Genomic DNA, 16849 nt, shown 5'->3' with positions numbered 1-16849 from the left:
TCGAAAGTCAACACAAATGAACAATTTTGCAACTTTTCGATCATCGCGAGTTGGACGCGGATGAAGTTGTTCATATCTCGAGTCGATTATTTGTCGGACCGGGATGTCACACTCACCGGGTGCAATTGCGCTACAAGTTCCGGCTTTATCCGACCCCGGGTCAGCAGCTCGCGCTGGCGCGGGCGTTCGGCTGCGCTCGTGTGGTCTTCAACGATGCACTTCGCGCTCGAATCGATGCGCACGAAGCCGGGCTGCCGTTTCCGACTGACGGGCAACTGTCGCGTCGCATCATTACCGAGGCCAAGAAGACACCCGAACGTGCATGGCTGTGCGAGGTGTCTTCCGTGGTGTTGCAACAGGCGCTAGCAGACCTGAATGCCGGATACCGCAACTTCTTTGCGAGTCTCAACGGGACGAGAAAGGGCCGAAAGTTTGCTCCACCGCGATTTCGGTCGCGGAAAGACAACCGCCAGTCGATTCGTTTCACACGCAATGCCGGGTTCAAGATCTGTGACGGTGGGAAGTTGTCGCTACCGAAGATCGGCAAGGTCGAGATCAAGTTGTCACGGGAGCTGCCCACAGAGCCGTCATCGATGACGATCATCAAGGACGCCTCTGGCCGGTATTTTGCCTCCTTTGTCGTGCAGCACGCCGATGAACGGCTGCCCGAGGTGGAATCAGAAGTCGGTATCGACCTTGGGTTGACCGCATTTGCGGTGCTTTCGGACGGCACAGTTGTCGAGAACCCCCGCCTGCTCCGCCGCGCCGAATGCAGGATCGCAAGAGCCCAGCGAGAGGTGGCGAGAAAACAGAAAGGATCCAACAACCGACGAAAGGCGGTTCGTAAGGTCGCTCGCTTGCACGCCAGGGTCGCCGATGCACGCAGGGACTTTCATCACCAGACTTCGACCAGCATCATCCGCGATAACCAAGCGGTATATATGGAGAATTTGGCCGTGAACGGTCTCGCTCGCACGCGGTTGGCGAAGTCAGTTCACGACGCCGGCTGGTCAGCTTTCGCGTCGATGCTCGAGTACAAGGCGATCCGTTATGGACGCACATTCCATCGTATTGATCGGTGGTTTCCGTCAACCAGGATGTGTTCGACGTGTGGGACTGTCGGCGAGAGGAAGCCACTGAACGTCCGCGCGTGGACTTGCGGATGTGGCTCCGTCCACGACCGAGACCACAATGCAGCCAAGAATATCCTCGCGGCGGGACGCGCCGAGAGACTAAACGCCTGTGGAGCGAGGGTAAGACCGGCAGCGATGTCGGCGCAGCGCGGCGAAGCAGGAACCCACCGAGGTAGCCGACCGGCTGCGGTAGAAAATCCCGACCCCAGGGTCGAGGAGGATGTCAAAACGACTTTTTCTGGGCGCGCGCAAGAAGAAGAAGCTGGGGAGGCGAGTAGCACTTTGAGGTAAGGGCCACCTGATAGTGGGTTGGGTCCCGGGTGGGGAACCGTAAACCCTGGGGTAGGTAGCCGGTGCCCCCGCAGCGGGGCACCATGGTTTTCACCAGTCGGCGAAAACGTTGAACCGCAGGAGGTAAGTCAACACTCGAATGCCGCATGAAGAGAACACCTCACCGGAACCTGAACCCGGTGAGGTGTTTTCGTCTGTTCTGCCGGGTGGGTCAGAACTCCATGCCGGCGTCGGCGCCCATCTGCATCGTGGTGTTTCCGCCGTCGAGGGATTCCCGGATGATGTCGGCGTGACCGGAATGGTGGCCGGTCTCCCGGATGATGTGGAGCAGGGTGCGGCGGATCGTCCACCACTGCCGCTCGGGCGCCCAGGGCGCGGTGGGCAGGGGGATCAGGACGTCCAGGTTGTCGAGGCCGGCCAACGCCACCTCCGTCGCGCGGGCGACCTCGGCGTACTCTGCCAGCAGTCCCGTGAGGGTTTCGTCGTCCCGCATGTAGTACTTCTCCATCGCCCACTCCATGTCGAACTCCGCGTTCTCGTCGGGTTCGAGAATGGTTTCTACCCAATGCTTTTCCGTGTGCAGAACGTGCTTGATCAGTCCGCCGAGCGTGAGGTCGCTGACGGTCGAGCGCTGCCGTGCCTGGTCGTCGTCGATGCCGCGGACGGTGATCAACAGGGTGGCTCGCTGCTCCTGCAGGATCTGGAGGATGTCGGCGCGCTCACCGGTGGCGGGGGACTTCTGCGAAGTGGTCATGAGAAGAAGAGTAGAAGCGATTGAGGTCAGAAACGGTCCTCATTAGGAAGACCTTCTCAGGGTTTTTCTCGGGGTCCAAGTTGGGTGCCTTCCTGGATGTGCGGAATGCGCGCGCCGCGAAGGATTCTCGGTATGAACTTCGACTCTCCGGGGCCGGCACCCCGGCCCTCCCGCCGACGCGTATGGCTTCGCGTTCTCGGGGGCATGGTGTCGCCCGTCCTCGTCGCCGTCACGGCGGGAGTCGGCACGTTCGCGTACGCCTCGACCGCCGCCGAGCGCGATACCGGCGGGCAGATGGAATTCCGGCGAGTCCTGACGATTCCGCCACCCGCGCCGGGTGTTGCGGGCCCCGATTTGGGTACCCCCACGGTGACGCGCCATACCGATATCGCCGGGTCGAGCCGGATCGGCGCGGGCGAACCCGCGATGCCCCACCAGCCCGCACCCGGGTGACCCCGCTCGGTTCTCTCTTCTGGTCCGCCCAGCCCACCGATGATCAGCCCACCGATGAAAGGAATCATCATGATCCGCACGACGATGACCGCACTGGCAGCCGTGGCTCTCGTGTTCGGCGCCGCGTCCGTGACCCAGACCGCTGCCGCCCACCCGGCCTGCAACTCCTCCTACGAGGGCACGACCAACGACGAGTACGACCCGGACCCCGACTTCACGGGGACGACCAACGACGAGTACGACCCCGATCCCGAGTATTCGGGTACGTCCAACCGCGAATACGACCCCGACCCGGAGTTCCACGGCAGTACCGATCCGTGCCAGGTGTGAGTCCGGTCAGCGGTTCCGGCGCAGCCACGGAGACACACCGGGAGCGAACAGGGCGAGCACTCCCACCGCGACGAGGGCGCTGTAGGCGAGCGGCGCCCACTGCAGCACACCGGCGGTCGCGTCACCGGCGTCGGACAGCAGGGTCCACAGGCCCACTCCGCCGGCGACGCTGAGGACGCCGACGACCGCGAGGGTGATCTGGCCCGCCGGTTTCCGGGCGCGCAGGAGTTGTATGCCCAGCAGTCCGAGGAGGATCAGGACGACGGCGATGGCGCCGCTGCCGATCAGCGTCAGGTTCACCGTGTCGGTGATGTCTGTCGCGGAATCGCCGGGATTGTCGGCGGCGACCGACGCCTCGAGGGCGTCGCGGACCGCGCCGAGGTCGAGCGCGATGGCGCCGGCGATTCCGGCGAGAACGACGAACGATCCCACCCAGGCGGACAGCGACACCGCGACGGCCTTCGGGGTGGCATCGGTGGGGGTGGCGCGCAGCGGGGTGACCGCGAACTCCGGACGCGGCGGTACGGGTCGCGGCGGTTCGGGCCGGCGTGGCGGCTGTTCGGGTGTCGTCACGCTGCGATCCTATCGACCTGCCGTACCGTGGCGTGCCGACGCGCGGGTCCGCGTCGGCGGCCCCGAAGCAAGGCCTCGAAACACGGCGCCGAAAAAAGATGTGGGCATCCGGGAACAAATCTCCGCATCCCTCCGTTGAGCCTTACGACAACATGAGCGTGCAAGACTCAAGTTCGAATTGACTCCCGACGGTGTCGGAGTGCAAACTTGAGCGGAGGGCGCTCACTAAGCGCCAACATCGCAGTTCAGTAATGAAAAACCTGCCCACAGGACTGCAAAACGAAAGTGAGGAACACTATGGCTCGTGCCGTCGGTATCGACCTCGGTACAACGAACTCGGTCGTGTCTGTGCTGGAAGGCGGCGAGCCCGTAGTGGTCGCCAACGCCGAAGGTTCACGCACCACCCCGTCGATCGTCGCCTTCGCCAAGAACGGTGAAGTGCTGGTCGGCCAACCCGCGAAGAACCAGGCCGTCACCAACGTCGACCGCACCATCCGCTCCGTCAAGCGCCACATCGGCACCGACTGGAACGTGGAGATCGACGGCAAGAAGTACACGCCCCAGGAGATCAGCGCGCGCACGCTCATGAAGCTGAAGCGCGACGCCGAGGCGTACCTGGGTGAGGACATCACGGACGCCGTGATCACCGTCCCCGCGTACTTCGAGGACGCCCAGCGTCAGGCCACCAAGGAAGCCGGTCAGATCGCCGGCCTCAACGTCCTGCGCATCGTCAACGAGCCCACCGCGGCCGCACTGGCCTACGGCCTCGACAAGGGTGACAAGGAACAGACCATCCTGGTCTTCGACCTCGGTGGCGGCACCTTCGACGTCTCGCTGCTCGAAATCGGCGACGGCGTCGTCGAGGTTCGCGCCACGTCCGGCGACAACCACCTCGGTGGTGACGACTGGGACGAGCGCATCGTCACGTGGCTCGTCGACAAGTTCAAGGCTCAGAACGGCATCGATCTGACCAAGGACAAGATGGCCCTGCAGCGTCTCCGTGAGGCTGCCGAGAAGGCCAAGATCGAACTGAGCTCCTCGCAGAGCACCTCGATCAACCTGCCCTACATCACCGTCGACGCGGACAAGAACCCGCTGTTCCTCGACGAGCAGTTGTCCCGCAGCGAGTTCCAGAAGATCACGTCCGATCTCCTCGACCGCACCCGCGCGCCGTTCCAGGCCGTGATCAAGGACAGCGGCATCGCCGTCAAGGACATCGACCACGTCGTGCTCGTCGGTGGTTCCACCCGTATGCCCGCCGTCTCCGATCTGGTGCGCGAGCTGACCGGTGGCCGCGAGCCCAACAAGGGCGTCAACCCGGACGAGGTCGTCGCCGTCGGCGCCGCCCTGCAGGCCGGCGTCCTCAAGGGCGAGGTCAAGGACGTGCTGCTCCTCGACGTCACCCCGCTGTCCCTCGGCATCGAGACCAAGGGTGGCGTGATGACCAAGCTCATCGAGCGCAACACCACCATCCCGACCAAGCGTTCCGAGACCTTCACCACGGCTGACGACAACCAGCCCTCGGTGCAGATCCAGGTGTTCCAGGGTGAGCGCGAAATCGCCTCGCACAACAAGCTGCTCGGCTCGTTCGAGCTGGCCGACCTGCCGCCCGCCCCGCGTGGCGTGCCGCAGATCGAGGTCACCTTCGACATCGACGCCAACGGCATCGTGCACGTGACCGCCAAGGACAAGGGCACGGGCAAGGAGAACACGATCAAGATCCAGGACGGCTCCGGTCTGTCCAAGGAAGAGATCGAGCGGATGGTCAAGGACGCCGAGGCTCACGCCGAGGAAGACAAGGCCCGCCGCGAGGAGGCCGAGGTGCGCAACCAGGCCGAGTCGCTGGTGCACCAGACCGAGAAGTTCATCAAGGACAACGAGGACAAGGTGCCCGCCGACGTCAAGGAGAAGGTCGAGGCTGCCATCAAGGAAGCCAACGACGCTCTCGCAGGCACCGACATCGCGGCCGTCAAGACCGCGGTCGAGAAGCTGGCCACCGAGTCGCAGGCCCTCGGCCAGGCGATCTACGAGGCCAGTGCCGCTGAGGAAGCCGCCAACACCGACGGCTCCGGCGCGAGTGGCGCCGACGACGTCGTCGACGCCGAGGTCGTGGACGAGCCGTCCGACTCGGAGAAGAAGTGACGTCCGACAACACCGAGCAGGAACCGGTCACTTTCGTGGACAAGCGGAAGATCGACCCCGAGACCGGTCAGACGCGGGATTCGGAGCCGGTAGTGGAGCCCCTCGCGGGCACCGCTGCCGCTCCGCAGCCCGGCTCGGTGGACGAAGGGGCCCTGCCGGAGACGGCAGCTCCGGAGACGGACGAGTTGGCGGAGCGCACCGCCGACCTGCAGCGACTGCAGGCGGAGTACGCCAACTACCGCCGCCGCGTCCAGCGCGACAAGCAGGCCGACATCGCGAACGCCAAGGCGTCCGTCGTCGGTGAGCTCATCGCGGTGCTGGACGACCTCGACCGTGCACGCAGCCACGGCGACCTCGACTCGGGGCCGCTGAAGGGTGTGGCAGACAAGCTCACCGGCACCCTCACCTCGCTCGGTCTGAGCGACTTCGGTGCCGAGGGCGATGCATTCGATCCGGCGCTGCACGAGGCAGTGCAGCACGAGGGTGAGGGTCACGACCCCGTTCTCGGCACGGTGATGCGAAAGGGCTACAAATTCGGTGATCGCGTCCTGCGGCATGCGATGGTAGCTGTAATCGATCGCGCCGGCGATGCCGGCGCGAACACCTCCGACGAGGCCGTGAAGCCCGCCGAGTCGGAACAAGAGTAAGAGCGAGAGGAGGAGACGCCCAGTGAGCCAACGGGAGTGGATCGAAAAGGACTTCTACAAGGAGCTGGGCGTCTCGTCCCACGCATCCGCGGACGAGATCAAGAAGGCGTACCGCAAGCTCGCCCGCGACCTTCATCCCGACGCGAACCCCGGTGACACGAAGGCCGAGGAGCGTTTCAAGTCCGTCAGCGAAGCACATGCCGTGCTCTCGGACCCTGCCAAGCGCAAGGAATACGACGAGGCCCGGCGGCTGTTCGCGAGCGGCGGTTTCGGTCAGGGCGGCGGCGGATTCAACCCCGGAGCCGGCGGGTTCGGCCAGGGCGGATTCGACATCAACGACCTGTTCGGTGGCGGCGGCGCGGCGGCCGGTGACGGCGGCCTCGGCGACATCTTCGGTGGCCTGTTCAATCGCGGCGCCGGTGGCGGCGGCGCGACCCGCACGACCAACCGTCCCCGTCGTGGAAGCGACGTCGAGACGGAGACGACTCTCGAATTCCGCGAAGCCACACTGGGCGTCACGGTTCCGCTGCGACTGACCAGCCCGTCGCCGTGCACCACCTGCCACGGCAGCGGTGCCAAGCCGGGAACCAGCCCGCGAGTCTGCCCGCGCTGCAACGGGACCGGAATCGTCAGCCGCAACCAGGGCGCGTTCGGGTTCAGTGAGCCGTGCGACGACTGCCGCGGTACCGGCTCCATCATCGACTCGCCGTGCGAGGTGTGCCACGGCAACGGTGTCACCAACCGGACCCGCACCATCACCGTCCGCGTCCCCGCGGGTGTCAGCGACGGACAGAAGATCCGGCTGGCAGGCCAGGGCGAGGCGGGCCTGCGCGGCGCGCCGTCGGGCGACCTGTTCGTCACGGTCCGGGTGCGTCCCGACAAGGTGTTCGGCCGCAACGGCGACGACCTCACCCTCGTCGTCCCCGTCAGCTACGGTGAGCTCGTGCTCGGAACCACCGTCTCCGTCCCCACCTTGGAGGGGCGTGTCGGTGTGAAGATTCCGGCGGGCACAGCCGACGGCCGGGTTCTGCGTGTGCGCGGCCGAGGTGTTCCCAAGCGTGCCGGCGGCGCTGGTGACCTGCTGGTCACGGTCAAGGTCGCTGTTCCGCAGAAGCTCGACGACCCGGCAACCGAAGCACTCAAGACCTATCTGGAAGCAGAGAAGGCCAGCGGATTCGATCCCAGGGCCGGGTGGGCAGGTGCCTGATGAGCGATACGACCCAGGATCCACGGGAGACCGCCGTTGATCCGGACGCCCAGATCTTCGTGATCTCGGTGGCCGCGGAACTCGCGGGCATGCATGCGCAGACGTTGCGCAACTACGACCGGCTCGGTCTCGTCACCCCGCACCGCACGTCCGGTGGCGGGCGACGATATTCGCCGCGGGACGTGGCGCTGCTGCGCGAGGTGCAACGCCTCTCCCAGGACGAGGGTGTCAACCTCGCCGGAATCAAGCGGATCATCGAACTCACCAACCAGGTGGAGGCTCTGCAGCACCGGGTTCGCGAGCTCGCCGAGGAGATCGCGAAGGTTCACGCCGGCTACCGGCGCGACCTCGTGCCGATCCCGCGGAGCAACGCGCTCGTCGTGTGGAAGCCGCGACACCAGCGCTGACCCGGCGATCTCTCGGGTGAACCGAACCGATGTCGCACTGGTCCTGTCGGAGTGAACCAGTGCGACATCGGGCCCCAACCCCCGGTTTATCGGTCGCGGTTGCCCCAGCGGGGCCCGCGGCGGGTGCGCGAACGCGGAATATTCATCTCCTCGAGACGTGCCTTGATCTCCTCGGTGGTCCACATCGTGCGGGAGACGGTGGGGGTGGGGGTCTCGGTGACGTGCATGATCATGTTCTCCGGCTCTCGTCGAGTGTTCGGTGGATGGTCGGGTTCGTCTGTCAGGGGTGCCCGTAGAGGTGGTAGCCGGCGTTCATGGTCGGGTAGCCCGAGTCGATCCAGCTGCTGATGCCGTAGGCGTGGCCGTAGTTGGCGTCGACGCGAGTTCCGTCCACGTCGGTCATGTTGCTGTAGTTGTCGGCCCGGAACACGGCCTGGGCACCACCGGGGAGCGAGTAGGTGGCGTCGACCTCGACGCCGTTCGGGTCGTTGGAGAATGCCTTCACGATCTGGCTGCTGTGCGGGGCGAGGTAGTCCGACGGCGCCTGAATCCACTGCCCGTAGGGGTTCGAGGAGCCCTGTAGGACCATCGGCAGATCGGTGTCGTTGCTGATCGTCATCGCGATCGTGGGTCCCGACGTCGGCATCGTGCCCGCGGTGGCGACACCGGCGGCTGCGATGGCGAATCCGGTGACGGCCACTGCGGTGGCGGGCAGAGCGATGAAGAGTGCGACGCGGCGGCGGGCGGTGGTGCGCATGATGGCTTCTCCTGAGTTCTGACGCTTCGGGGGGTGGAACGTCTGGGGCCGTGGGGGTTTCGGTTTCCGACCTCCCCGTTTCCGGTGTGCATCAACTATGTCGCGAATGCGCGCCGTCGTCTGTCCACCGACAGGACCGAGGGCGGGATGAATCCGGTGTCCACCGATCGGGGGACACCGGCGCCGCGAAGTGCTCCGCGCGGGCCCGGTCTCGTGAGAAAGTGAGCAATGGACTTCGCCGGAGTCGCTTCGCATCGGACCGCGCCGTGAGCGCCGTGCGGGTCGTGGTGGGCGACGACCACCCGATCTTTCGGGACGGTGTCGTCCGTGCCCTCGTCGCGAGTGGCGACATCGAGGTGGTCGGTGAGGCGGACGACGGCGCGGCCGCGCTCGCCCTGATCCGCGAACTCGCCCCCGACGTCGCATTGCTCGACTATCGGATGCCGGAACTGGACGGTTCCCAGGTGGCGGCGGCCGTGCGACGAGCCGAACTCACCACGCGTGTGTTGCTGCTGTCGGCGCACGACGAGTCCGCGATCGTCTACCACGCGTTGCAGGAAGGGGCGGCGGGGTTCCTGCCGAAGGAATCGACCCGGGCGGAGATCGTGAAAGCCGTCCTGGACTGCGCTCAGGGCCGCGACGTCCTCCCCGCCTCCCTCGCCGTCGGACTGGCCGGCGAGGTGCGTCGTCGCAGTGAACCGGTCGGGCCGGCGCTGAGTGGTCGGGAGAAGGAAGTGCTGGCGCTCATTGCGCGCGGCCAGAGCATTCCCACGATCGCCGGTGAGCTGTATCTGGCGCCCTCGACGGTCAAGACGCATGTCCAGCGTCTCTACGAGAAGCTCGGGGTGAGCGACCGCGCGGCGGCCGTGGCCGAGGCGATGCGCCGCGGCTTGCTGGAGTGACGTGCCCCATCCGTCCCAGAGCCGCGTAGTCCGTCGGTACAGCACCGAGGCGGTCCGGGTGACCGCCATTCTCCGGTTACCGCTCATCGGACTGATGGCGCTGCTCGGGCCGGTGATCCACGTGACGCACTGGAAACCCGACATCTTCGCCGGGGTGCTGATCGGGTACGCCGCCGCCGCGCTCGGCTGGCTGATCTTCGTCCTGGTCCGGGACGTCGGGCCGTGGGCGGGCTGGGTGTCGACCGCCGCGGACGTCACCGCGGTGGTGGCGTTGTGTGTCGTCTCCGGCGGCGCGACGTCGGTGCTGCTTCCGGTGTTCTTCCTGTTGCCGATCTCGGTGGCGTTCCAGTACCGGCCGCGTCTGACGGCGATCGTCGGAGTCTGCACTGCCGTCGGGTACCAGGTGGTGTGGATCATCTACTCCAAGCGCGACGACGCAGTCGGCTTCCCCGACGAGGTGTACCTGTATTTCGGGTTCCTGTTGTGGCTCGCGGCTGCGACGACGGCGTTGTCGTACGTGCTGGTCCGGCGCTCTGCGACGGTGATCTCGCTGATGGATGTGCGCAGGCAGCTGATCGCAGAATCGATGGGTGCCGAGGAACGCGAGCGACGGCAACTGGCCGAGGACCTCCACGACGGGCCCCTGCAGAATGTGCTGGCCGCCCGGCTGGACGTGGAGGAGGCCCTGGAGCGGCACCCGGACGCGATGCTCGTCGCCGCCGAGTCCGCGCTCCGCGAGACCGCGGCGCAGCTGCGGTCCACCGTCACCACACTGCATCCGCAGGTCCTCGCGCAGCTGGGGCTCACCGCTGCGCTGCGGGAACTCGCGGACCGGACGGCCCGCCGGGGTGAGATCGAGATGTCGGTGCGCCTCGACGACGTCGGTCGTCCCGACTGCCAGGAACTGCTCTACCGGGTGGCGCGGGAACTGCTCACCAACGTGACCAGACATGCCTGCGCCACGAAGATCGAACTCGCACTCACCCGCGCCTGCGGGCGGATCACGTTGACGGTCGCCGACGACGGTGCGGGATTCGATCCGGCCGTCGTCCCGGAACGGGTGGCGCAGGGGCACATCGGACTGGCATCGCACATCGTGCGGGTCGAGAGCCTCGGCGGCACCTTCGACGTCACGTCCTCACCCGGATCGGGCACCCGTGTGGTGGTGACGGTCCCGGATTCCGGCTGACCAGGACCGCCGACGTCACTGCGGGTGGCGGCCCTCGGCGAATTCCTCGACGATCTTCGCGCAGAACGCGGGCAGGTCGTCGGGGTTGCGGCTCGACACCAACCCGTTGTCGACCACCACTTCCTCGTCGACCACGGTCCCGCCGGCGTTGCGGATATCGGTGCGCACGCTGGGATACGACGTGAGAGTGCGGCCGCGGACGACGTCGGCCTCGACCAACGTCCACGGTCCGTGGCAGATCACGCCCACCGGTTTGCCGGAATCGACGAAGTCGCGGACGAAGCCGACGGCCGACGCGTCCATCCGGAGGTGGTCGGGGTTCGTGGTGCCGCCGGGCAGGATCAGTGCGTCGAAGTCGGCAACGGACACGTCGCCGACGACGGCGTCGACGGCATAGGTGCCTGCCGCGTTCACGTCCGAGTTCATGGCCTGGATCTTGCCGGGGGACAACGAGATCAGCCGGACCTCCGCGCCGGCGTCCTCCACCGCCTTCCGGGGTTCGACGAGTTCGACTTCCTCGACGCCGTCGGTGGCCAGGATCGCGACCTTCCGGCCGCGCAGTGTCTCCGCCGATGTCATGGGCAATTCCTTCCTCTCGTGACTACAAGAAACGGGTACCCGGAGGGCGCCAGGCCAATCGTGGTGGGAATCAGAGTCGTCGAAGATCGGTGGTTGCGGGGCCCTCGAGAAGTGTTCCGCCGGCAGTGAATCGGGACCCGTGCAGCGGGCAGTCCCACGAATCCTCCGCATCGTTCCAGCGGAGCACACCACCGAGGTGCGGGCAGACGGCGCAGACGCGCTCGGTGTGACCGTCCGAGGTGTACTCGCCGACCGGCAGCAGTCCCTCCCGCACGATGCGAGCCCGGCCCTTCCCTCGTTGTCGCCCCACGAGCGCGTCGCCCCAGCCTGCGACCATCTCCACCGCCACCTCACCGTTCGCCTTCACTGCCGCCGGAAGGTCGAAAAGCTGCGTCGGCGAATAGCTCTGGAATGCCTCCGCCCACCGCATGTGGCCACCCAGAATGCGACCGGCGAGCACGAGACCGGCGGCGACGCCGTTCGACAGTCCCCACTTGCCGTACCCGGTCGCGACGAGAATGCCGTTGCTGCCCGGAACCAGCGGGCCGACGTAGGGGAGCGCGTTCAGCGAGGAGTAGTCCTGCGCCGACCAGCGGTGGGTCGGCGTCGCTCCCGGAAAGTGACGGCCGGTCCAGGTCAGCAGATCGTCGACCGCGGCCTGCGGCGACGTGCTTCGGCCGACATCGTGACCGTTGCCGCCGACGACCAGGACGCGACCGTCGTCGGCCGGGCGCAACGACCGGGCGGGCTGATCTGCGGTCAGGTACATGCCCCCGGGCGCACCGCCGGGCACCCGGAACGCCACCGCGTACGATCGCTCCGCCTTCAGCCGGGCGAAGAATCCTCCGCGGTCGAGGATCGGCGTTCCTGTCGCGAGAACCACACGGCGGGCTTCGATGTCGCCGTCGTGCGTCGACAGGACGTGAAATCGCACCAGCGTCCGGACCGACGTCACGCGACGGTGCTCGAACACTTCGCCGCCGTGCGAGACCAGGTCGCGGGCCACTGCGTGGAGAACGGGCATCGGGTCCAGGAATGCCTGGTTGTCGAGCATGACGGCGTCGACGTGGGGCACCGGAATCTCGAGTTCGGGCACGAGTCGCACGGGCAGGCCCGCGGATCGGGCGGCCTTGTACTGAGCGCGCACCGCGTCGACGCCGGACTCGGTCTGTGCGAACGTGAAATCCGGTGCCGCGCCGACGGGAATCTCGCGGTCGTGGCAGTACCGGAGCAGCCACTGCTGGCCTTCCACGTTTCCCTCGACGTACGAGCGCAGGATGTGCGGCGCGTGGCGGCGGCCGATCTCGGCGAGCCGGGTACCTTGCAGCACACTGACCTTGCCCGTCGTGTTCCCGGTCGTCACGGCCCCGATCGTCCGCGCTTCCACGACGGCGACGTGCTGTCCCGCACGGGCGAGCAGCAACCCGGTGATCAGGCCGGTCACTCCCGCGCCCACCACCACGGTGTCGTACCGTCCGCGTTCGTCCCACGACCGCCCCGTTACTGCGCCGCGGTGCCCGGCGACGTGATCGAGCCAGAGAGAAGGCATTACGGCTTCAGAAGAATCTTCACAGCGCCGTCTTCCTTCTTCTGGAAGATTTCGTACGCGTGCGGTGCGTGGTCCAGTGGCAGTTCGTGAGTGGCGAACGTGTCGACGCCGAGAGGGTCGGCGTCGGTGAGCAACGGCAGGATGTCCGGGACCCACCGCTTGACGTTGGCCTGCCCCATCCGCAGCTGAATCTGCTTGTCGAACAGGGTGAGCATCGGTATGGGATCGGCCATACCGCCATACACCCCGATCAGCGAGAGGGTGCCGCCGCGCCGCACGATGTCGATGGCCGAATGCAGCGCGTGGAGCCGGTCGATTCCCGCCGTCGACATCAGCGGGCCCGCGATGGCGTCGGGCAGGAACGACGTGACCTGCTGCAGGAGTTTCGCGCCGGGGGAGCCGTGTGCTTCCATGCCGACGGCGTCGATGACGGAATCGGGGCCGCGGCCGTCGGTCATCTCCCGGATCACGTCGCCGAGTTCGCCCTTGGCGTCGTTCAGGTCGACGGTCTCGATCTGTCGCGCCTGCGCACGGGCGAGACGCTCGGGCACGAGATCCAAGCCGATGACACGAAAACCCTTGTGCGCGGCGATGCGTGCCGCCATGTCGCCGATCGGCCCGAGCCCGAGAACGACGACGGAACCGCCGTCGGGTACCGCCGCGTACTCGACGGCCTGCCACGCCGTCGGCAGCACGTCGGACAGGTACACGAAGCGCGAATCCGGTGGCCCCTCCGGAACCGTGATGTGCGTGTTCTTCACGTGCGGCACCCGAAGATACTCGGCCTGGCCGCCGGGAACGCTCCCGTACAGTTTCGAATACCCGAACAGCGCCGCACCCATACCCTCGTCCCGGATCTGCGTGATCTCGCACTGGGTGAACAGTTGCCGATCGCACATGTGGCAACTGCCGCAGGATATCTGGAACGGGATGACCACCCGGTCGCCGACCTTCACGTCGGTCACCTCGGACCCCACCTCGCGGACGATGCCCATCGGTTCGTGACCGAGGATGTCGCCCTCGCTCATGAACGCGCCGAGCACCTCGTACAGGTGCAGGTCGGAGCCGCAGATGTTGGTGGTGGTGATCTCGACGATCGCGTCGGTCTTCTGTTCGATCACCGGGTCGGGGACGGTGTCGACGCTGACCTTCCGTTTGCCCTGCCACGTCACGGCTCTCATCGGGCTCTCCGGTTCGCCTTCTCGATCGCATCGACGAGTTCGTCCTTGGTCATCGTCGACCGGCCGGGTACGTCGAGCCTCTGTGCGATGTGCATGAGGTGGTCCTTGCTCGCGTTGGCGTCGACGCCCTCCGCAGTCTCACCGGAGGCGTTCGGGCCGCCGCTCTTTGCACGCTCGTCCGAGGGGCCCTTCTCGTCCTTGGCCTCCCAGTGGTCGCCGACCTTCTCGTAGCCGTGTTTGAGAGCGTCGTACGCGACGCGATGCGCTCGTTCCTCGTCCCCGTACTGATCCATCGCGGAGTCGTACACCTTGGCGAACGTGCGCTGCGCCTTCTCGGACGACTTCTTCAGCGTCTCGGGGAGCTCGCTCTTCTTCGGCTTGCCGCTGTCCGTGGTCTTCGGCACGGAAATCCTCCTCGGGTGTAGAGGTGCCCGCTCGGACGATTACCCGACTCTCGGAGATCTATGCGAGCGGGGGAGGAACTCGACCGGGCACGGAGACCAACGCCCGTTCGAGCAGTTCCAGGGCATGGTCGGTGGTGGCGGTCACGACGTCCTGCGGTTCACCGTCGAATCGGCGCATCTCGGTGTCGATGCGGCCGTGGGTGAAGAGTCCGAACCAGACGGTCCCCGGTGGTTGCCCGTCCTGAGGGTCGGGGCCGCCCGCGCCGGTCACCGCGACGGCGATGTCGGCTCCGAGCAGTTCCGCGACCGCTCCGGCCATCGCGCGGGCACTGGCCTCGCTGACGACGGGACCTTCCGGCACCTTCAGCACCTGGTGTTTCACCTCGCTGGAATAGGCGACGACGCTGCCCCGGTACCAGTCGGAGGAGGCGGGCGCGGCGCCGAGAATGCATGAGATCTGCCCACCGGTGAGGGATTCCGCCGTCGCGAGGAACACGTGCGCGCTCCGCGCCGCGGTCGAGATCCGTTCTGCGATTCGGTCCTGCGGACTCATGGACCTCACGGTATCGGACGTGTCCGGCCCGGAGTCGCGTCGGCGCCCTCGAGAAGAATGGAACAGGTTTCAGTTTTTCCGGTTTCCGGTTAGGGTGTCGGTGACCCAGGACACAGGAAATCCAGGCCGCCGGACCACGCGCCTCGGCGTCGCGGGAGTAGAAGGATTACAGATGACCGACGAGTTCGCAGATCTGCATCGACCCGCCTTCGCTGCAGACCTCCTCATCACTGCACTGGAACGAAACTCCGACAAGCCGGCGCTCTACCTCGGCGACGTCGTCCTCACCGGCGGTGAAATGCGCGATCAGATCAGTTGCTTTGCGCAGGCACTGGCTTCGCTCGGGATCGGCAAGGGCACGAGCACCGCCATGCTGTCCAAGAACAGGCCCGAAGTGCTCATCAGCATGGGCGCCACGATGATCTCCGGATGCCGCGCCAGCGCGCTGAACCCGATGGGCTCGCTCGACGACCATCTGTACATCGTCGGCGACGCCGAGATCCAGACGTTGATCTTCGATCCCACCGCCTTCGAGGAGCGCGCCGCCGAACTGGTGGCGCAGTCGCCGTCGATCGAGAACGTGTTGTCGTTGGGACCGTCGGAAGTCGGTACCGACATTCTCGCCCTCGCCGAGACGTTCACCCCGCAACGCCTGCGGGCGGCGGACGTGGCCGCCGACGACAACAGCAGCATGGTCTACACCGGCGGCACGACCGGCAAGCCGAAGGGCGTCGTCGGCTCCTACCAGTCCGGCGCGACGCTCAATCAGATCCAGATGGCCGAATGGCAGTGGCCCGACGAACCGCGTTTTCTCATCTGCACGCCGCTGTCGCACGCCGGCGCCGCCTTCTTCATCCCGACCCTGCTGCGGGGTGGCGCGCTGATCGTGCTGCCCGCATTCGAGCCCGGCGCCGTCCTCGAAGCGATCGAGAAGCACAAGATCTCGGCCACGATGCTCGTCCCCACCATGATCTACCTCCTGATGGATCACCCCGACCTGCCGAAGCGGGACGTGTCCAGCCTGCAGACATTGTTCTACGGCGCCTCGGCGATGTCGCCGGCCCGGTTGCAGGAGGGGATCGAGAAGTTCGGTCAGATCTTCTTCCAGTTCTACGGCCAGACCGAATGCGGAATGACCATCGCGGTGCTGCGGAAAGAAGAGCACCTCGCGGACGATCCCAGCCGGCTCGCGACGTGCGGGCGTCCCGTGCCCTGGCTGAACGTCGCGCTGCTCGACGACGACCTGAACGAGGTCCCGCAGGGTGAGCTGGGGGAGATCTGCGTCCGCGGCCCGCTGGTCATGAAGGGGTACTGGAAGAAGCCCGACGAGACCGCCGAGGCGTTCCGCGGTGGCTGGCTGCACACGGGCGACGTCGCGCGCAAGGACAAAGACGGATTCATGACGATCGTCGACCGCAAGAAGGACATGATCGTCACCGGCGGATTCAACGTGTTCCCGCGGGAGATCGAGGATGTCATCTCGGCGCACCCGGCCGTCGGCTCGGTCGCGGTGGTCGGCGTCCCGGACGAGAAGTGGGGCGAGGCCGTCAAGGCGTGTGTGGTGTTGCGGGCCGGCCAGACGGTCGACGCCGCCGAACTCGTCGAACGGGTGCGGGCCGCGAAGGGATCGGTGCACGCCCCCAAATCGATCGACTTCGTCGACACGTTGCCGCTCACCCCGCTCGGCAAGCTGGACAAGAAGGCGTTGCGTTCCCGTTACTGGGAGAGTGCAGACCGAGCGGTCGGATAGCACGACCAGGGCGGAAAACAAGGGACCTGGTCTGCGGCGTGGCGCCCG

19 protein-coding genes are annotated in these 16849 nt (G+C 66.4%); 10 read left to right on the top strand and 9 right to left on the bottom strand.

Features of this window, described 5'->3' with window-relative positions; translation table 11 throughout:
* Positions 1 to 119 precede the first annotated feature (119 nt).
* Positions 120 to 1424: an RNA-guided endonuclease InsQ/TnpB family protein gene (locus tag OYT95_RS09240; RefSeq protein WP_268791235.1), complete on the top strand. Its 1305-nt coding sequence runs from the start codon at positions 120 to 122 to the stop codon at positions 1422 to 1424.
* 211 nt (positions 1425 to 1635) lie between these two features.
* Here the strand turns inward: OYT95_RS09240 and OYT95_RS09235 are convergent, their stop codons facing one another.
* Complete coding sequence (locus tag OYT95_RS09235; protein WP_268791234.1) at positions 1636 to 2178, bottom strand: DinB family protein; 543 nt, start codon at positions 2176 to 2178, stop codon at positions 1636 to 1638.
* A gap of 132 nt (positions 2179 to 2310) precedes the next feature.
* Here OYT95_RS09235 and OYT95_RS09230 point away from each other — a divergent pair, with 132 nt between their 5' ends.
* Positions 2311 to 2631 carry a hypothetical protein gene (locus tag OYT95_RS09230; RefSeq protein WP_268791233.1) on the top strand — a complete coding sequence of 107 codons (321 nt, stop codon included), beginning with the start codon at positions 2311 to 2313 and terminating at the stop codon, positions 2629 to 2631.
* A 69-nt stretch (positions 2632 to 2700) separates the two neighbouring features.
* The gene (locus OYT95_RS09225) at positions 2701 to 2961 is read left to right on the top strand and encodes a hypothetical protein (RefSeq protein WP_005238337.1); all 261 of its coding nucleotides are present in this window, start codon (positions 2701 to 2703) and stop codon (positions 2959 to 2961) included.
* 6 nt (positions 2962 to 2967) lie between these two features.
* On the opposite strand, the gene OYT95_RS09220 is transcribed toward OYT95_RS09225, so the two are convergent.
* The gene (locus OYT95_RS09220) at positions 2968 to 3534 is read right to left on the bottom strand and encodes a hypothetical protein (RefSeq protein WP_105420701.1); all 567 of its coding nucleotides are present in this window, start codon (positions 3532 to 3534) and stop codon (positions 2968 to 2970) included.
* Positions 3535 to 3831: 297 nt separating this feature from the next.
* Here OYT95_RS09220 and dnaK point away from each other — a divergent pair, with 297 nt between their 5' ends.
* From dnaK to OYT95_RS09200, 4 genes are read left to right on the top strand one after another with little or no spacing between them, the layout of a single operon-like run.
* Positions 3832 to 5676 carry a molecular chaperone DnaK gene (gene dnaK / locus OYT95_RS09215; RefSeq protein ID WP_037243515.1) on the top strand — a complete coding sequence of 615 codons (1845 nt, stop codon included), beginning with the start codon at positions 3832 to 3834 and terminating at the stop codon, positions 5674 to 5676.
* Positions 5673 to 6323, top strand: coding sequence for a nucleotide exchange factor GrpE (grpE, locus tag OYT95_RS09210; protein ID WP_037243517.1), 651 nt, complete (start codon positions 5673 to 5675; stop codon positions 6321 to 6323). The genes dnaK and grpE overlap by 4 nt, the downstream gene beginning before the upstream one ends.
* A 22-nt stretch (positions 6324 to 6345) precedes the next feature.
* A complete protein-coding gene (gene dnaJ / locus OYT95_RS09205; protein ID WP_005238348.1) occupies positions 6346 to 7530 on the top strand; it encodes a molecular chaperone DnaJ in 1185 nt (394 codons plus the stop codon).
* On the top strand, positions 7530 to 7937 hold the full coding sequence (locus OYT95_RS09200) for a heat shock protein transcriptional repressor HspR (protein WP_037243519.1): 408 nt from the start codon (positions 7530 to 7532) through the stop codon (positions 7935 to 7937). Before dnaJ ends, OYT95_RS09200 begins: the two co-directional genes overlap by 1 nt.
* An 86-nt stretch (positions 7938 to 8023) precedes the next feature.
* Here OYT95_RS09200 and OYT95_RS09195 read toward each other — a convergent pair whose 3' ends face one another.
* A complete protein-coding gene (locus OYT95_RS09195; RefSeq protein WP_162130654.1) occupies positions 8024 to 8164 on the bottom strand; it encodes a hypothetical protein in 141 nt (46 codons plus the stop codon).
* Between the two features lie 53 nt (positions 8165 to 8217).
* A complete protein-coding gene (locus tag OYT95_RS09190; RefSeq protein ID WP_128639535.1) occupies positions 8218 to 8694 on the bottom strand; it encodes a hypothetical protein in 477 nt (158 codons plus the stop codon).
* A 275-nt stretch (positions 8695 to 8969) separates the two neighbouring features.
* Here OYT95_RS09190 and OYT95_RS09185 point away from each other — a divergent pair, with 275 nt between their 5' ends.
* Positions 8970 to 9596 (top strand): response regulator, encoded by a 627-nt coding sequence (locus tag OYT95_RS09185; protein ID WP_200887817.1) that lies wholly within the window; start codon positions 8970 to 8972, stop codon positions 9594 to 9596.
* Between the two features lies 1 nt (position 9597).
* Complete coding sequence (locus OYT95_RS09180; protein WP_037243525.1) at positions 9598 to 10785, top strand: sensor histidine kinase; 1188 nt, start codon at positions 9598 to 9600, stop codon at positions 10783 to 10785.
* Between the two features lie 15 nt (positions 10786 to 10800).
* On the opposite strand, the gene OYT95_RS09175 is transcribed toward OYT95_RS09180, so the two are convergent.
* The 5 genes from OYT95_RS09175 to OYT95_RS09155 all read right to left on the bottom strand — a co-directional run bounded on the left by OYT95_RS09175 (position 10801) and on the right by OYT95_RS09155 (position 15051).
* Positions 10801 to 11364, bottom strand: a complete 564-nt coding sequence (locus OYT95_RS09175) for a type 1 glutamine amidotransferase domain-containing protein (RefSeq protein ID WP_128639533.1) — start codon at positions 11362 to 11364, stop codon at positions 10801 to 10803.
* Between the two features lie 70 nt (positions 11365 to 11434).
* Entirely contained in the window at positions 11435 to 12913 is a 1479-nt protein-coding gene (locus OYT95_RS09170; RefSeq protein ID WP_268791232.1) for an FAD-dependent oxidoreductase, read from the bottom strand.
* Positions 12913 to 14094: a zinc-dependent alcohol dehydrogenase gene (locus tag OYT95_RS09165; RefSeq protein ID WP_268791231.1), complete on the bottom strand. Its 1182-nt coding sequence runs from the start codon at positions 14092 to 14094 to the stop codon at positions 12913 to 12915. The genes OYT95_RS09170 and OYT95_RS09165 overlap by 1 nt, the downstream gene beginning before the upstream one ends.
* A complete protein-coding gene (locus tag OYT95_RS09160) occupies positions 14091 to 14498 on the bottom strand; it encodes a ChaB family protein (protein ID WP_128639531.1) in 408 nt (135 codons plus the stop codon). The genes OYT95_RS09165 and OYT95_RS09160 overlap by 4 nt, the downstream gene beginning before the upstream one ends.
* Before the next feature lie 58 nt (positions 14499 to 14556).
* Positions 14557 to 15051 carry a CinA family protein gene (locus OYT95_RS09155; RefSeq protein WP_037243535.1) on the bottom strand — a complete coding sequence of 165 codons (495 nt, stop codon included), beginning with the start codon at positions 15049 to 15051 and terminating at the stop codon, positions 14557 to 14559.
* 172 nt (positions 15052 to 15223) lie between these two features.
* Here OYT95_RS09155 and OYT95_RS09150 point away from each other — a divergent pair, with 172 nt between their 5' ends.
* Complete coding sequence (locus tag OYT95_RS09150; RefSeq protein WP_037243537.1) at positions 15224 to 16801, top strand: AMP-binding protein; 1578 nt, start codon at positions 15224 to 15226, stop codon at positions 16799 to 16801.
* Positions 16802 to 16849 lie beyond the last annotated feature (48 nt).

This window comes from Rhodococcus sp. JS3073, assembly GCF_026810085.1.
GTDB lineage: Bacteria > Actinomycetota > Actinomycetes > Mycobacteriales > Mycobacteriaceae > Rhodococcus_F > Rhodococcus_F wratislaviensis.
The sequence above is the reverse complement of the archived record's forward strand: the minus strand, read 5'-3'. Positions and strand labels throughout refer to the sequence as shown.

What these genes read in the sequence shown, in the direction of transcription:
- OYT95_RS09235 (WP_268791234.1), bottom strand. Translation starts at nt 2,178, where the DNA reads ATGACCACTTCGCAGAAGTCCCCCGCCACCGGTGAGCGCGCCGACATC.
- OYT95_RS09230 (WP_268791233.1), top strand. Translation starts at nt 2,311, where the DNA reads ATGAACTTCGACTCTCCGGGGCCGGCACCCCGGCCCTCCCGCCGACGC.
- OYT95_RS09225 (WP_005238337.1), top strand. Translation starts at nt 2,701, where the DNA reads ATGATCCGCACGACGATGACCGCACTGGCAGCCGTGGCTCTCGTGTTC.
- dnaK (WP_037243515.1), top strand. Translation starts at nt 3,832, where the DNA reads ATGGCTCGTGCCGTCGGTATCGACCTCGGTACAACGAACTCGGTCGTG.
- OYT95_RS09200 (WP_037243519.1), top strand. Translation starts at nt 7,530, where the DNA reads ATGAGCGATACGACCCAGGATCCACGGGAGACCGCCGTTGATCCGGAC.
- OYT95_RS09195 (WP_162130654.1), bottom strand. Translation starts at nt 8,164, where the DNA reads ATGCACGTCACCGAGACCCCCACCCCCACCGTCTCCCGCACGATGTGG.
- OYT95_RS09190 (WP_128639535.1), bottom strand. Translation starts at nt 8,694, where the DNA reads ATGCGCACCACCGCCCGCCGCCGCGTCGCACTCTTCATCGCTCTGCCC.
- OYT95_RS09175 (WP_128639533.1), bottom strand. Translation starts at nt 11,364, where the DNA reads ATGACATCGGCGGAGACACTGCGCGGCCGGAAGGTCGCGATCCTGGCC.
- OYT95_RS09170 (WP_268791232.1), bottom strand. Translation starts at nt 12,913, where the DNA reads ATGCCTTCTCTCTGGCTCGATCACGTCGCCGGGCACCGCGGCGCAGTA.
- OYT95_RS09165 (WP_268791231.1), bottom strand. Translation starts at nt 14,094, where the DNA reads ATGAGAGCCGTGACGTGGCAGGGCAAACGGAAGGTCAGCGTCGACACC.
- OYT95_RS09155 (WP_037243535.1), bottom strand. Translation starts at nt 15,051, where the DNA reads ATGAGTCCGCAGGACCGAATCGCAGAACGGATCTCGACCGCGGCGCGG.
- OYT95_RS09150 (WP_037243537.1), top strand. Translation starts at nt 15,224, where the DNA reads ATGACCGACGAGTTCGCAGATCTGCATCGACCCGCCTTCGCTGCAGAC.